Here is a 15350-nt window from a genome sequence, read left to right as displayed (position 1 = left end):
ATTTTAACCTACATTAAATATAGCTGGTGAAGATACGATCAAAATCTAAAAGAAAATTGAGCTAATACATTGGTTGATCGCAATTTATAATTGGTAAAGGATTGCATATTTTCATTAATAAAAATGGTCTTAAAGTTTTTAATGTTGGATAAGTTGAGAAGCTTGATGTCAAAGTTGTATTTACCTTTTTTATATGTCATATAACAATCAAAAAATAAAGTAGTCTGCACTGGCGAAGCAGCTTGTTTTGTATAATAATAAGATGAAGCGGCAGTAAAAATTAATTCTTTTGTAATAAAGAAATTTAGGTTGATATTTTCTGTAATTTGATTAATGGGGGCTATTGTAATATTGGATTGAGGCGAATTTATTTTTGTGGCAGATCTTGTAAAGGTTGTATTTAGCTCTGGGAATAACCATTCAAATTTTCTTGTATTGACATCAAGTTTAAGTATGGTGTTTTTAGTAAAAATTTTGCTTAAGTTATTTTGTTGTAGTTGTGGGTAGCTGGTGTTGTTTATTAGGCCATTTAATCCTATACTTGTTTTACTTTTTTTAAAAATTTTATTCCCATTAAATAAAACAAAAACACTTTTTTCCTGATTATCACTTTTAATTAAATTGGTAGTCTGGAATTCAGCAGTATGTAAAATTTCAGGCAATAATTTATTTTGGGAGATATTATAAGACGAGGAAAAATACCCGAATAATGTCTTAAGTGGGTTACGGTAACTTATAAATAAACTTGCAGCATATTTTTTACTTTTTTGGAGTGTAAAATTATTTCTTGACACAGTGCGATAATTAGTGACAATGTAGCCAATCGTATTTTGATTAACACTGCTGATGTTATTTTCGTTTCGAAGAGAAAAAGCAAAGTTGTAGTAGGCCCCTATATTTTGTTTTACTTTTACTGAATTATTCAGCAATAAAAAAGTTTTTCTATTGAGGATATTGTTTATTAAATCATTATCTAAAATGGTGTTGCTAACTAAAGTTGATGTAAGATCTATTTGGCATTTCCCTTTTAAAATATACATACCAAGTTCAGTGTATGGCTTTATTTCCCGCCACTTCAAGTCATTTTTCATACTATCGCCAAGTAAAGTCCAGGAATTAGCATTATCTTTTTTAACAGCGCTTGCAATACTGCTATTCTGTAAAGCAAAGCCTAATTTTATTCTTTGTGTAAATGCAAATAAATGCTTTCTTATTTGTAAATAATTTTCAGTTGCGGCTGTTTTTTGTGTCGCTTCTTGCTTCAGGCTTTCGTATGGCATTCCCTGGTTGAAAAAATTTGAAAATGGACCGGGCAGCATTGTTAATTGCTGTGGTGTATTTTTTATAATGATATTGGAATTTAATTCCGTACTATTTTTCTTTTTTGAAAAAATAATATGGAAATTATTGATTACCTGGTAGAGCGGAGTATTTGTTTGTTGCTGCAGGTTACCAATTAAGTTTACGATCTCACTTTTGGCCTTATCCCAATATCCCTCAAATTTTAAATTATCCTTTAAATAAAAATTAGCTTTATTAATGGTTAAGCCGAAATTTGAAAATAATTTATTGGAAGTGATATCTTGTTGCTGATTCTCGATTATAGCAAGAGTATCCTGTGGGAGATAATATAAAGTTCTTGTACTAGAATTTCGGCGTGTGTTATTGTTAAGGTAACTGATATTGTATTTAAGCTGAGAAGATTTCCCTGTAACAAATAGCCCATTTGAATAGACTAAATGAGTTTTATTGAACAAATACCGCTTGTCTTCAAAAGGCGGGGTAGATGGATTTAAAAGTGCCACTAAATCCTGTTTTTGGTTTAACATAGACAGGTTATCAAATTGATCTGAAGTAAGACTATTTAATTCGTTACCCAGATTGATACCGATATTGTTCGTTTTATAGCCAGATATAAATTGGAATTTTTTTCTGAAATTAAAAGTAAGTAACTCATTCTGCCACAATAAAGACGAAATACCTGCCCCGATCTTAGCTGTTGAAAAAAATTTATCCCTTGCTGCTTTTGTGAGTTTTAAATTTATTGCTGCTCTGTCTGAAAAAACAGTACTGTCCAGTGCTTTTATAGGTTGATGATTTTCCAGTATCTGTACCTTTTCAACTATGTCAGCAGGAATATTCTGGTTGGCAATATTATATCTGTTTTCTAATAAGTCTAGCCCTTCTATATAATAATTAGTAATAGGCTTGCCGTTATATCTTACCTGTCCGCTGGCATCTATTTCAATACCGGGTAGCTTTTTTAATACATCTGCAATTACCCTATCAGTTTTGACTGTAAAAGTTTTTACATCATAATTTAGGGTATCGCCTTTTTTATTTATAGATAACTTATTTTCAATAACTATGTTTGGCATTTCAATTTTGGTAGGCAATAAAGCGAAGGATAGTTGTTGTGATTTGTTGACTACTCTTTTTCGAATTTCTTTGTAGCCAATATGTGAGGCTATAATATCAATTGAATCAGAACTGCTGTTTAAAATGATTTTATATTGCCCGTTGTTAAGTGTGATTGAATAACTTGAAATGGTATTGTTTCCTTTTTCAAAAGCAGTAATGCTTGCTCCGTATAATGCTTTTCCATTATGATCAGAAATGATTCCCGCAATATTTACCTGGCTAAAAATAATAGTTGGATGCCACAAGAAAGAAATAAAAAAGAGGGCTGCTGTTTTCAATGATTAGTTTACAAGTTGATAATGAAAATTTTTACTCCAGTTCCATTGGGTTAAAAGGAAGTGAAGTGTCTTTTATATTCCTTAATGGACGGGTTGGTTGTCCGTCAGTAGTTACTTCTTTAATACCCATTGCATTCAAAGTATTAGCAGCAAATTCATAAGGATGCTGGAACATTTCTTTTTTTAAATTCCATACTTCCTTTCTTGAAGCTAGAATGTATTGTTTAGGTACAATTTCCATTAGTTCGTTTTTTTGTGGTATTTCTATGCCATTAAATTCAAAAGAAAACTGGTGTTTTATATCATATACGTTTAGTATCAACCCCGGTAAACCATAAAACTTCCATGGGCCGGCAATCACCGGGATACTTTTTGTAAACCAAGCCTCATAATTTCTTCCTCTAAAGTTGGCTGTGGCTTTCTGGCACTTTACCCCATAAATTGTAGCAGTATCCTTTACTATTTTCCACTCCTGTGCTGCTAACGGTTCAATATATTTATAATCCTGCATTACCTTATCCGTAACTGTCATTTTGTTTTCAGGATAATTTTTGATAATAACTGTTCTTGATTTACTTAAATTATATTTACCCTTGTTGGCAGCTATTTCCTGAGGGCTGAAACCATTTTGAATATCTTTTTGCTGTATTGAATCTCCAACTCTGGCGGCTTTACTATAATAGAGAGCAGTCTTATTACCAATTTCCAAAATCATCAGATCACTTTGCTTCTTATCTGTATTAAGAGAATCAACCTGATAGGTAAATATATATTTGTATTTTACTATGCAGGTGTCAAATACCTGACTTTTTGCAATTGAACTGCACAGTAAAAAAATCAAGAAAAGCGGAATTTTTATTTTCATAACAAACTTTTAGTATTGTAGAAATAAAGTACCGGCCTTAATTAAGACCGGCACTTGCTTTAGCAGATAAATAGAGTTACGAGCAAGGACAGTTAATGATATCATCAAGTGTCCAGTGTGTACCGCAGTCCCTATCATTGTAATAATCAATAGCGAACCCGACGTTACTCATGTTTTCTGACGATATGGTAAATGTAACTGTAGTACCACAGGAAGTAGTATACGAAAGATTAACAGGGGGCAACATTTTACCATGGGCCTGTGTTTTTAATTTATCACTTATTTTATTGCTTTTAGCGGCAAAAGTTGCCACAAATGATAAGGATAAAATACTGATTAAGACTATTTTTTTCATAACAATAGAATTTGCTTTTACGGAAAAGCTTTAACCTTAAATTTAATTAATGTTATTTCCTTTTAGTACTACTTAAGAACATGTAAAGGAGTAATGTTCCGCCATTCCGGCCAGAATAATTTTTACACATCGTACAAATAAAATATTAAAAGCTATTGTTGCGGTTAACGCAGGAGAAGGTTGGGAACAATTTTAAAATGTACAATATTTACAACACCAACAAAATTTTTATTTAAGGGTACAGTATTATAAAGAATAGGATGTAGGTAATATGACTTACATCAGCAAGACATCTTTTTATTCTCCCCAACATGAATTTTGTGTTAAGTGGCAAAAAAAAGTGATGGAAACTTTGGCAACTTAAAAAGTTTCCATAGTTTTGTGCCCGATTAAGCAATAAATAAATTGAAAGATAGAATTAAACAAAAAGCCCACGACCTGTTCATGCAATACGGCGTAAGATCCGTTACCATGGATGAAATTGCGCTGCAGATGGGGGCCAGTAAAAAAACGATTTACCAGTATTACGCCGATAAGGACGAACTGGTGGATGCGGTAATGGTGGACATTATCAACCACAACCAGGAATGCTGTGTGCAGGACAAGCAATCTGCCAAAGACGCCATCCACGAAGTGTTTATGGCCATGGATATGATGCAGGAAATGTTTCAGAACATGAACCCCACCATTTTATTTGAGTTAGAAAAATATTACCCCAAATCATTCGAAAAATTTAAACAGCATAAATATACTTTCCTGTTTAAAGTGCTGAAAGAAAACCTGGAATGGGGTATTACTGATGAGTTGTATCGTAATGATATCAATATAGATGTGTTAATTAAAGCAAGACTGGAAACTATAATGTTGCCGTTTAACCAACAGGTATTTCCTAAAACCAAATACAATATGGTAACGGTGCAAACCACCTTAACTATTCATTTCTTATTTAGTTTGGCAACAATAAAGGGACATAAATTAATTACAAAGTATCAACAAGACAGAATAAAAAAGACGAACACCAATGAAAAAATTTTGGCTCACTAACACCGCTGCATTAAGTATGGTGTTATTATCTGCAAGTGCTTTTGCACAGCAGAAAAACGAATTCACTGTAAAACAGGCTGTAGACTACGCTATGAAGAATGCCACACAGGTAAAGAATGCCTTGCTGGACATAAAAGTGCAGGAGCAGGTAAACAGGCAGATCACGGCCGCAGCCTATCCGCAGGTAAATGCCAGCACAGGATTTACGCACTATCCAAATATAGCAGTACAATCCTTACCCAACTTTATCAGCCCCGCTACTTACCAGGTATTAGTAGATGAAGCAGTAAAAAATGGCGCAGGTAATACCATCACTTTTCCCGCTGGCGGTTTTGGCAATATACAAGCACAGTTTGGTGTGCCATGGGTAGCAAATGCCGGTGTGGATGTAAGCCAATTGTTATTTGACGGACAGGTTTTTGTTGGGCTGATGGCAAGAGGTGCAGTACTGGATTATTATAAGAAAACTGCGGCAGTTACACAGGAGCAGATTAAAGCCAATGTGATGAAGATATACTACCAACTGGTGGTAGGCCAAAGCCAGTTAGCTTCATTAGATGCCAACATTACACGTTTTGAAAAACTATTGAACGATACTAAAGAAATCTATAAAAATGGATTTGCAGAAAAACTGGATGTAGATAAAGTGACGGTACAACTGAATAATATTAAAACCGAAAAAGAAAAAGTAGTTAACGCACTTACTGCTGGTAACAGTGGTTTAAAATTTCTGCTGGGTATGCCACAAAAAGAGCAATTGGTTTTATCAGATACTTTAAGTGAGGCAGAATTAAAGGATGATATATTAAATGCCAGTTACGACTATAAGGACAGGAAAGAATTTCAGTTATTGACTGTGGCAGAAAAATTAGGAGGGTATAATGTTCGCCGGTATAAATTAAGTAAACTACCTACTGTTGCAGCATTTGGCAGTTACAGTAAAAATGCCCAACGTAATGCTTTTAATTTCTTTAATAAAGATGAATGGTTTACTACCTCTTTAGTGGGTGTAAAAATTTCTATGCCGCTTTTTGATGGCTTTAAAAAGAATGCCCTTATTCAGCAAAGCAAATACGAATTGCAGAAAACACAGAACAGTATCGAACAGCTGAAACAAAACATTGATTACGATGTAGAGCAGAGCCGTATTAAAATGACCAGCGCATTGCTTACAATGGATAATCAGAAGAAAAATATTGTACTTGCAGAAAGCGTATACAATACTACCAAGAAAAAATATGAACAAGGCCTTGGTAACAACCAGGAAATATATAACGCACAAACCGAATTAAAAATGGCACAAACTAACTACTACAGTAGTTTGTACGATGCCATCACTGCAAAAATTGATTGGTTAAAAGCAGTGGGGAAATTATAATAATCATAAACAATAAGCATCAAACTAACAATATGAAAGAGTTAAAAACATTAGGGTTAATTATTACTGCAGCAGTTGTAATGGCAAGTTGCGGCGGAAGTAAAAAAGATGGGGAAGCTGCATTAAATGATAAAAAGGCTGCCCTGGCAAAAGTAAAAGCAGACCTGACCAGCAAACAAGAAGAGTATAAAAAATTACAAGAGGAACTGGCAAAGATTGATACCAATGCGGCCAACAGTGCAAAAATTAAACTGGTAAGTGTAACACCGGTTGGTACCGAAAATTTTCAACACTTTATTGACCTGCAAGGAAGAGTTGACGCCGACAATATTTCTTACATCTCGCCACGTATGGGCCCTGCGCAGGTAAAAGCAGTGTATGTAACGCAAGGCCAAACGGTAAAAAAAGGCCAGTTATTATTAAAACTGGATGATGCTATTATGCGCCAGAGTTTAACAGCTGCAAGACAACAGTTAGAAGGAATAAAGACCCAACTGGGATTGGCTAAAACAATTTACGATCGTACAAAAAATTTGTGGGATCAAGGCATTGGTACAGAGGTGCAATTAATAACTGCAAAAACTAATGTGACTGGATTAGAAAATCAATTAAGTGCGGCGAGTGAACAAACAAAAACACTACAGGAACAATTAAATACAGCTAATGTATACAGTGATGTAAATGGGATTGCTGATGTGGTAGCGGTAAAAGTGGGAGAAATATTTGCAGGAATGGGACAAATTAAAATTGTAAATAAGAATAGTTTAAAGGTAGTGGTTAATATTCCGGAAAATTATTTAACAAGAGTGCATCAAGGATCACAGGTTGAGATTACAATACCAGATGCAAATAAAAAAATCAATTCTGTAATTTCTTTAATTAGCCAGTCAATAGATCCATTGCAAAGAGGCTTTGTTGCTGAAGCAAAGATTGCCAGTGACCTTACTTTAAAACCCAGCCAATCAGCAGTGGTGAAAATTCTTGATTACGCAGCTGCCAATGTAATCGTAATTCCGGTAAACGTAATTCAATCTGATGAAACGGGTAAATATGCTTATGTGCTTTCTCAAAGCAGTAATGGAAAAACTACTGCTCATCGTGTAACCGTTACCATTGGTGAAGTGTATGGCGAAAAAGTGGAAATAAAAGCGGGCCTTAAAGCAGGCGATCAATTGGTTACAGAAGGGTTTCAGAATTTGTATGAAGGACAAACAATATCTACAAAATTGTAAGCCTTCTTACGTATAAACAGAACTAACTTATTTTCTTTTTAAAGACAGGGACGAAACAAAAATATTTTTATGAATTTCATAGAAGGAGTAAAAGATAAATTTAAACAGTTTGGGCTTACCAGCTGGGCTGTAGACAATCGTACTGCAGTGTACATTATAGCGGTGTTGATATCAGCCTTTGGTCTGATCAAGTTCAACACCATGCCCAAGGAACAATTCCCGGATATTGTGGTACCTACCATTTCAGTAGTTACAGTATACGCCGGTAATTCGCCCAAGGATATTGAGAACCTGGTAACAAGGCCGATTGAAAAACAATTGAAAGGCATCAGTGGCGCCAAGGTTAAAAAAATTACCAGTACTTCACAAGCCGATTATAGTTTGATTGTAACTGAGTTTGATACGGATGTAAAAACTGAAGTAGCCAAACAAAAAGTAAAAGATGCGATTGATAAAGCAAAAACTGATCTGCCTACTGATCTTACTTCAGAACCGGACGTGGCAGAATTTGCATTCAGCGAAATGCCCATCATGTTTGTAAACGTAAGTGGAGATTATGATGGCATTAAATTGAAACAGTATGCCGATAAAATGCAGGACAGGTTTGAGGAACTTACAGAAATTACCCGTGCAGAAATTGTGGGTGCGCCTGAACGTGAGATACAGGTAAATGTAGATCCTTATAAAATGAGCCAGGCAAGAATAAGTTTTACGGATATTGAAAATGCCATCAGCAGGGAGAACAGGGATATCACCGGTGGTACATTGGAAGTGGGTGATATGAAGCGTACGATAAAAGTAAAAGGGCAATTCACCAGCGCATTAAACCTTAATAACATTGTGGTACGTAGCAGTGCACAGGGTGCTACTGTTTATTTAAGAGACATCGCACAATTAGTGGATACTGTTAAAGAAAAAGAAAGTTATGCCAGGTTAGATGGTAAGAATGTGGTGACATTGAATATAGTAAAACGTGCCGGTGAAAACCTGATTGAAGCTGCAGATAAAATTAAAGGCATTGTGGCAGAGATGAAAGAAAAGCAGGACATCCCTAAAACTTTAAACGTAGTAATCACCGGGGACTTAAGTAAAGCCACTAAAACATCTTTTAACGAGCTGGTAAATACCATCATCATTGGTTTTGTTTTGGTACTTATCATCCTGATGTTTTTTATGGGTGTTACCAATGCCTTCTTTGTGGCGTTGAGTGTACCGTTAAGTGTGTTTGTGGCATTTATGTTTTTGCCGTTGGCAGATGGAATAATAGGCACAACAGTAACGTTAAACTTTATTGTACTCTTTGCATTGCTGCTGGGGTTGGGTATTATTGTGGATGATGCCATTGTGGTAATAGAAAATACGCACCGTATTTATAATAATGGCAAAGTGCCCATTGTGCGAAGTGCGAAAGAAGCAGCGGGTGAAGTTTTTATTCCCGTGCTTGCAGGTACTGCAACAACACTGGCGCCATTCTTCCCTTTATTATTATGGAAAGGATTGATCGGTAAGTTTATGATCTACTTACCAACGATGCTTATCCTTACTTTGGCTGCATCATTAATTGTAGCATTTATCTTCAACCCGGTTTTTGCGGTAAGTTTTATGAAACCTGAGGGTAAAGAATATGAAAAACCAAAACGTGCTATCTGGACAAATAAATGGTTTATCATTTTTGCTGTAGCAGGAATATTATTGCATGTACCAGGTATGCATGGCACAGCCAACTTCCTTTTAATGATGGCATTGTTGATGGTGCTTAATGCTTACGTATTAAATGATGCCATACATGCTTTTCAAAAGAAGGCGTTGCCATGGTTGATGAATCATTACGAAAGGTTATTAAAATGGATATTGGTAGGCTGGAGGCCCATGTGGGCATTCGCTTCGCTATTTGGTTTATTTGTTGTCGCATTATTATTATTGATGGCAAGGGGTAACAAATCAACGTTCTTCCCCAGCGGCGATCCTAATTTTATTTATGTGTATTTAAAATTACCTGTGGGTACAGATGTTAAATACACAGACAGTGTTACGCATGTACTGGAAGGAAGGGTACAAAAAATATTGGCCAAAGAATTGCCCACTATACCCGGCGGTATTGTAGAAAGTATCATTACCAATGTGGCCGTTAGTGCCAACAATCCAAGAGATAATAACAGGAGTGTGCAACCGAATTTAGGCCGTATACAGGTTTCGTTTGTAGAGTATGATAAGAGGGAAGGCAAAAAAACATTACCGTTTAAAGAAGAGATACGGAGGCAGATGACCGGTATACCCGGTGCCAGTATTGAAGTGGCACAGGAAGATGGCGGACCTCCAACAGATCCTCCGGTAAACATTGAAGTGCAGGGTGATAATTTTGAAAGTATTTCAAAAGTAGCTACTCAACTGGCAAATTACATGGATACTAACCAGATAAATGGTATTGAAAATTTACAGATGGATGTTGACCTGAATAGCCCAGAAGTAACCATTAATGTAGATAGGGAGAAGGCAATGATGGAAGGCTTAAGTACGGGCCAGATAGGTATGGAAATTCGTACGGCTTTATTTGGTAAAGAGGTAAGTAAATTAAAAGATGGGGAAGATGAGTATAAGATACAGTTACGAACTACAGATTTAGTACGCCATAATATTGACGACCTGATGAACATGCGTATCACCTTTATGGATATGAATACCATGCGGGTAAAAAGTATTCCTATAAGTGCAGTAGCAAGCCGTGATTATACCACTGCAACAGGGGCAATAAAACGTAAAAATGTAAAACGTACCATACAATTGCAAAGTAATGTACTGGATCCAACCATGGTGGGGCCGATAAACGCTGAATTGCAGGTAAAGCTGGATGATTTTAAATCAAAAAATAAAATTTCCTCTGATGTTACTTTAAAACTAAGCGGGCAAAGTGAACAGGAAAAAGAAACACAAACCTTTTTAATGTATGCGTTGCTGGGTGCATTGGCCATCATCTTTATGATATTGGTATTACAGTTCAATAGCATCAGTAAACCATTTATTGTGATCACCGAAATATTCTTTAGCATCATTGGTGTATTGCTGGGTTATGCCTTTACAGGGATGACGATTGCAACGATCATGTTGGGTGTAGGTATCATTGCATTGGCAGGTATCGTTATTAAAAATGGTATTTTGTTAATCGAATTTACTGATGAGTTAAGAGGTAGGGGAATGCGTACAAGAGATGCAGCTATTGAAGCTGGTAAAATTCGTATCATACCGGTAATGCTTACGGCTATTGCAACCATATTGGGTTTGTTGCCATTGGCAGTTGGTTTTAATATCGATTTTGTATCGTTCTTCCAGCACCTTAATCCGCATATTTTCTTTGGTGGAGATAGTGTGGTATTCTGGGGGCCTTTAAGCTGGACGATGATATTTGGTTTAATATTCGCTTTCTTCCTCACCTTGATAATGGTGCCAAGTATGTACCTTATTTCTGAAAGATTGCGCCGCCCGATGGAAAGATTTTACGGTACTAAATTCATAGGTTTGTTAGGCTTTGCAGGACCATTCTTTTTCATCTTTGTAGGTATTATGTATTTGGTAAAAAGACTGCAGGGCAAAAAAGTATGGAATGGCACATTGAAGAACCCAAAATAAAACAGGGCGTTTGATTAAAGGGGAAGCAGGATTTTTTACAGGAAGCTGTTCAGTAATGAACAGCTTCTTTTTTTGCACAAGGTCTCACGCCCTCGTCTGACCTTGTATTAACAACTGTTTAAAATTACCTGGTGTATATTACAAGTAATAAAATAATCAACGATGGAACATTACGATATTATCATCATAGGTACAGGAGCAGGCGGTGGCACCTTATTGCATGCATTAAAAGATAGCGGCAAAAAAATATTAGTATTGGAAAGAGGCACATTCCTGCCAAGAGAAAAAGAAAACTGGGATACCATAGAAGTTTTTCAAAAGGAAAGGTACCATACCAAAGAAGTTTGGAAAACTGAAGGTGATAAAGATTTACATCCCGGAACAGGTTATTGGGTGGGCGGCAATACAAAAGTGTATGGCGCAGCATTGTTCCGCTTACGGGAAAAAGATTTTGAGCAAACACAGCATGCCGGAGGTATTTCACCGGAGTGGATTTTAAAATATAAAGATTACGAACCCTTTTATGCCGAAGCAGAAAAATTATATGATGTGCATGGTAAAGCAGGAGTTGACCCTACTGAGCCACCACGCAGTAATGAGTATGCCTATGCACCTATCAGTAATGAGCCTGCAATACAGGAACTGGAAGAAGCATTGGTAAAAGAAGGGCATAATCCTTTTCCTATTCCAATGGGTATAAAATTAAATGAACAGGATAAAGTAAACAGTACCTGTATCCGTTGTAATACCTGTGATGGTTTTCCTTGTATGATACATGCAAAAGCAGATGCAGAAGTAAATGCAGTACGGCCTTCTTTAAATAATACCAATATCACTTTATTAACCGAAGCAAAAGTTACAAAGCTTATCACCAATGCAACCGGTACAGCAATTACATCTGTAAACGTAGAACATGATGGAGGTGTAAAAGAATTTGCCGCTGATATTTTTGTAGTGTCTGCAGGTGCGGTTAATTCTGCTGTATTGTTATTAAAGTCGGCTAATGATAAACATCCCAATGGTTTGGCTAATGCATCAGGATTAGCAGGCAGAAATTTTATGAAGCATAATAATGCAGCAATGCTGGGTATCACACTCAAAAAAAATCCAACTATATTTCAAAAAACATTAGCGATCAGTGATTATTATTTTGGTGATGCCGATTTTAAATTTCCAATGGGTTGTGTGCAGTTGATGGGTAAATCAAATAAAGACATGCTATCCGGTGATGCACCTTTTTTTACGCCGGGTTTAATTTTAGATGAGATGGCAGAACATGCGGTAGACTGGTGGTTAACCGGCGAAGATTTACCTGCTGCAGAAAACAGGGTGCAGTTTATCAATGGCAATATTCATGTAGATTATACCGACAATAATATGGAAGGCTTTACCCGCTTACAGGATAAATGGAAAGACGTTTTAAAAACTATTAATGGCGACCATCATTTTATTCCGCACTCTTTATACCTGCGCAAACAAATTCCTTTGCAAGGCGTGGCGCACCAATGCGGCACTTTACGTTTTGGAAAAGATGCAACAACCTCTGTACTGGATATGTTTTGCAAAACACATGAAATTGCAAATCTTTATGTAGTAGATGGATCATTCTTTCCCAGCAGTGGTGCAGTAAATCCGTCATTAACCATTATGGCCAATGCATTAAGAGTGGGAAAACATTTAATGGATAACGTACTGTAATTTTTTTTAGCCACGGATTACACAGATTTAAAAGGATTGTATTTTATCTGCGGTAAAAATAATACTATGGTATATAAAAATGTATTTAATCAGTGTAAATCTGTGTAATCCGTGGCAACCCAAATTCACGCAGTGAATTCTGAAATCAATAGTGTTATGGATTGTGTGAAAGCTGTGGTTTTCTTCTCGGCTTTACTGTTCTGTGTTTAAAATCGTTGGATAAGACACTGATATTGCCGTCTACTTCTAACACAGCCAGGTCAACATTATCGATGCAATCAATACCATGTTCCCTTATTGCTCTTTCCAGTTCATCCACCGACATCATCGCATGTTTTAATCCCATTTGTAATACTTCTCCATCCTGTACCAAAACAATTTTTTCTCCCTGTATAATATTGCTGAATTTTTGAGATTTTCTCAGGAAGAACTTAAAAATATAATTGGCAATAAATAAGCCAAGGGCCGCCACAATTCCTCCGGGCAGCGAAGTATCGTTACCCACCATTGCATTTTGTACACTGTTACTGATCAGTAAAATAAATACCAGGTCAATAACAGAAAGCTGTGCTAATTCCTTCTTGCCAAAAAAACGTATGGCGATAATGATGAAAAGATATACCGCTACAGATTTGCCTGCAATGATAAGATAAGGAAGTAGCTGATTCATATATTATACTTTAAGCAATGTTACAGTAAGAAAATAAACTGTACTAAAGTAAAATATATTTCACTCATTTTGTGATATCATTTTTGTTAGGCTGATGTTAAGCGATTTATTAATTATAGTTTTTATGGAGTAAATTATAAACTATAAAGTTATTTTTACCTGCAGCATAAAGCAATTACGTGAAGGACACATTTATAAAACATTACAAACTCTATTTAATGGAGGCTCTTGGGCTGGGTATCTTTATGGTATCTGCCTGCCTTTTCACTGCCATGCTCGAACACCAGGCTACAAGCTGGCATGCTGCCGTTCCGGATGCATATACCCGGTTAATAATTATTGCGGCGGCCATGGGCCTCACAGCATTGTTTATTTTTTATTCTCCTGTTACAGCGCCATCGGGTGCACATATAAATCCTGCTGTTACATTGGTGTATTTGCGGTTAGGAACGATCAGTAAAACAGATGCATTTTTCTATATCGTTTTCCAGTTGACAGGAGGTGTAGTTGCGGTTTATATTATGGTTTTATTAATGGGCAACGTTTTAACTGCTCCGCCGGTGAACTATGTAGTTACCGTTCCCGGAAAAAATGTACCCTTGCTGAAAGCAGCTTTTTGTGAAGTGTTCATTTCATTTATTATGATAACGATGGTATTGAATACTTCTGCAAACGATAAATTTAAGAAATACACCCGTGTATTTGCAGCAATACTGGTATTTATTAATGTTGTTATTGCCGGCCCTATCAGTGGTTTTGGTATGAACCCGGCAAGAAGTTTTGCAAGTGCTTTCCCGGCTCATCATTTTACTGCGTTCTGGATATATATTTTTTGTCCGCTGGCAGGAATGCTGGGCGCCTGCGAAGTATTTATTACTACAAGAAATAAAAGCCACTGAAAAAATATTTTAGAACAAGAAGAAACTACTTCGTGGCAACCCAAATTCACGAAGCGAATTAAAATTTATAGGCAATCCCGTTGGAGAAATTGTAGTAAAATTTTCCTATTGGCACTACAGGTTTGGAATCATACAAACTGGCAAAAGCTATGGCAAAATCAAAATGCTTACTAAAGCTTACGCTGAATCTTACGCTGTTGGCAATACGGTAATGCGTAAAAAAATTATTAAATGGTGCCTGGTAAAATACAATAAAAGAAAGATTACTGTTGGCAGAAGTCTTGCCTTCCAGTTTTATATAATTATTGGATTTTAATAAACTGGTGGTTTGATTTTTTTCAATGCTTGGTTTTAGTGCAGAATCAACGGCAGTATAATTCCAGGTTTCAGTTTCGTACATAACACCTGTTGCAGCACTCAGCTCCCAGTTATTTTTATGCCAGAAACCATAGCGTGCATTTTCTCCCGTAATAAAACGTTTCAACATGCCTCTTGAATTATCCCATTGGTACTGCACAAAAGTTTCGGGCTGCCAGGTATTTTTATAATCATGCCGCCAGCGCAAATGAATATAACCTGAATTAAGAAAATCCTGTCCGCCATCATATGTAAAACGGTAACTGGCTGCCAGTATCAGTAATTCTTTATAGTGTTGTAATTGAAAGTTTAAAGCATTGGTCGCATCTAATAATAATGTCTTTTGTTTGTCGCCTTCCAGCGCAATGGAAATATTGCCATTAGCTACAGACTTTTTTACATAATCAGAAGTATCAGTCTGGTCAATAGTAAGTATCTGTGCCTGCAGGGAATTTGCAAGCAATACAATTGAAAAAAGTAAAAATTGTCTTTTCAAAATATTAAGCAGGTTAATTCTCACAACCAAAAT

General features: G+C 36.1%; 11 protein-coding genes. 6 read left to right on the top strand and 5 right to left on the bottom strand.

The window, feature by feature from the left end; all coding sequences use genetic code 11:
- Positions 1-38: 38 nt before the first annotated feature.
- From ACQ334_RS09915 to ACQ334_RS09905, 3 genes are all read right to left on the bottom strand, one after another.
- Positions 39-2699, bottom strand: coding sequence for a carboxypeptidase-like regulatory domain-containing protein (locus tag ACQ334_RS09915; RefSeq protein WP_430988044.1), 2661 nt, complete (start codon positions 2697-2699; stop codon positions 39-41).
- Between the two features lie 31 nt (positions 2700-2730).
- Positions 2731-3564, bottom strand: coding sequence for a GLPGLI family protein (locus ACQ334_RS09910; RefSeq protein WP_430988043.1), 834 nt, complete (start codon positions 3562-3564; stop codon positions 2731-2733).
- Between the two features lie 76 nt (positions 3565-3640).
- Positions 3641-3919 (bottom strand): hypothetical protein, encoded by a 279-nt coding sequence (locus ACQ334_RS09905; RefSeq protein WP_430988042.1) that lies wholly within the window; start codon positions 3917-3919, stop codon positions 3641-3643.
- A gap of 405 nt (positions 3920-4324) precedes the next feature.
- On the opposite strand from ACQ334_RS09905, the gene ACQ334_RS09900 reads away from it, so the two are divergent.
- The 5 genes from ACQ334_RS09900 (at position 4325) to ACQ334_RS09880 (ending at position 12895) form a co-directional block, all read left to right on the top strand.
- Entirely contained in the window at positions 4325-4963 is a 639-nt protein-coding gene (locus tag ACQ334_RS09900; protein WP_430988041.1) for a TetR/AcrR family transcriptional regulator, read from the top strand.
- The gene (locus tag ACQ334_RS09895) at positions 4941-6341 is read left to right on the top strand and encodes a TolC family protein (RefSeq protein WP_430988040.1); all 1401 of its coding nucleotides are present in this window, start codon (positions 4941-4943) and stop codon (positions 6339-6341) included. The genes ACQ334_RS09900 and ACQ334_RS09895 overlap by 23 nt, the downstream gene beginning before the upstream one ends.
- Positions 6342-6373: 32 nt before the next feature.
- A complete protein-coding gene (locus ACQ334_RS09890; protein WP_430988039.1) occupies positions 6374-7573 on the top strand; it encodes an efflux RND transporter periplasmic adaptor subunit in 1200 nt (399 codons plus the stop codon).
- A gap of 69 nt (positions 7574-7642) precedes the next feature.
- Complete coding sequence (locus ACQ334_RS09885) at positions 7643-11197, top strand: efflux RND transporter permease subunit (protein ID WP_430988038.1); 3555 nt, start codon at positions 7643-7645, stop codon at positions 11195-11197.
- Between the two features lie 162 nt (positions 11198-11359).
- On the top strand, positions 11360-12895 hold the full coding sequence (locus tag ACQ334_RS09880) for a GMC oxidoreductase (protein WP_430988037.1): 1536 nt from the start codon (positions 11360-11362) through the stop codon (positions 12893-12895).
- Positions 12896-13049: 154 nt separating this feature from the next.
- Here ACQ334_RS09880 and ACQ334_RS09875 read toward each other — a convergent pair whose 3' ends face one another.
- A complete protein-coding gene (locus ACQ334_RS09875; RefSeq protein WP_430988036.1) occupies positions 13050-13565 on the bottom strand; it encodes a DUF421 domain-containing protein in 516 nt (171 codons plus the stop codon).
- A 179-nt stretch (positions 13566-13744) separates the two neighbouring features.
- Here ACQ334_RS09875 and ACQ334_RS09870 point away from each other — a divergent pair, with 179 nt between their 5' ends.
- Positions 13745-14464, top strand: coding sequence for an aquaporin (locus tag ACQ334_RS09870; protein ID WP_430988035.1), 720 nt, complete (start codon positions 13745-13747; stop codon positions 14462-14464).
- Positions 14465-14522: 58 nt separating this feature from the next.
- Here the strand turns inward: ACQ334_RS09870 and ACQ334_RS09865 are convergent, their stop codons facing one another.
- Positions 14523-15317 carry a hypothetical protein gene (locus tag ACQ334_RS09865; RefSeq protein WP_430988034.1) on the bottom strand — a complete coding sequence of 265 codons (795 nt, stop codon included), beginning with the start codon at positions 15315-15317 and terminating at the stop codon, positions 14523-14525.
- Positions 15318-15350 lie beyond the last annotated feature (33 nt).

Source organism: Ferruginibacter sp. SUN106 (assembly GCF_050611765.1).
In the GTDB taxonomy this organism is placed as follows: domain Bacteria; phylum Bacteroidota; class Bacteroidia; order Chitinophagales; family Chitinophagaceae; genus Ferruginibacter.
Note: the sequence above shows the minus strand (reverse complement) of the source record. Positions and strands in the feature narration are given on the sequence as shown.

Coding starts and splice junctions, on each gene's coding strand:
- ACQ334_RS09880 (WP_430988037.1), top strand. CDS start 11,360: ATGGAACATTACGATATTATCATCATAGGTACAGGAGCAGGCGGTGGC.
- ACQ334_RS09905 (WP_430988042.1), bottom strand. CDS start 3,919: ATGAAAAAAATAGTCTTAATCAGTATTTTATCCTTATCATTTGTGGCA.
- ACQ334_RS09875 (WP_430988036.1), bottom strand. CDS start 13,565: ATGAATCAGCTACTTCCTTATCTTATCATTGCAGGCAAATCTGTAGCG.
- ACQ334_RS09890 (WP_430988039.1), top strand. CDS start 6,374: ATGAAAGAGTTAAAAACATTAGGGTTAATTATTACTGCAGCAGTTGTA.
- ACQ334_RS09895 (WP_430988040.1), top strand. CDS start 4,941: ATGAAAAAATTTTGGCTCACTAACACCGCTGCATTAAGTATGGTGTTA.
- ACQ334_RS09885 (WP_430988038.1), top strand. CDS start 7,643: ATGAATTTCATAGAAGGAGTAAAAGATAAATTTAAACAGTTTGGGCTT.
- ACQ334_RS09910 (WP_430988043.1), bottom strand. CDS start 3,564: ATGAAAATAAAAATTCCGCTTTTCTTGATTTTTTTACTGTGCAGTTCA.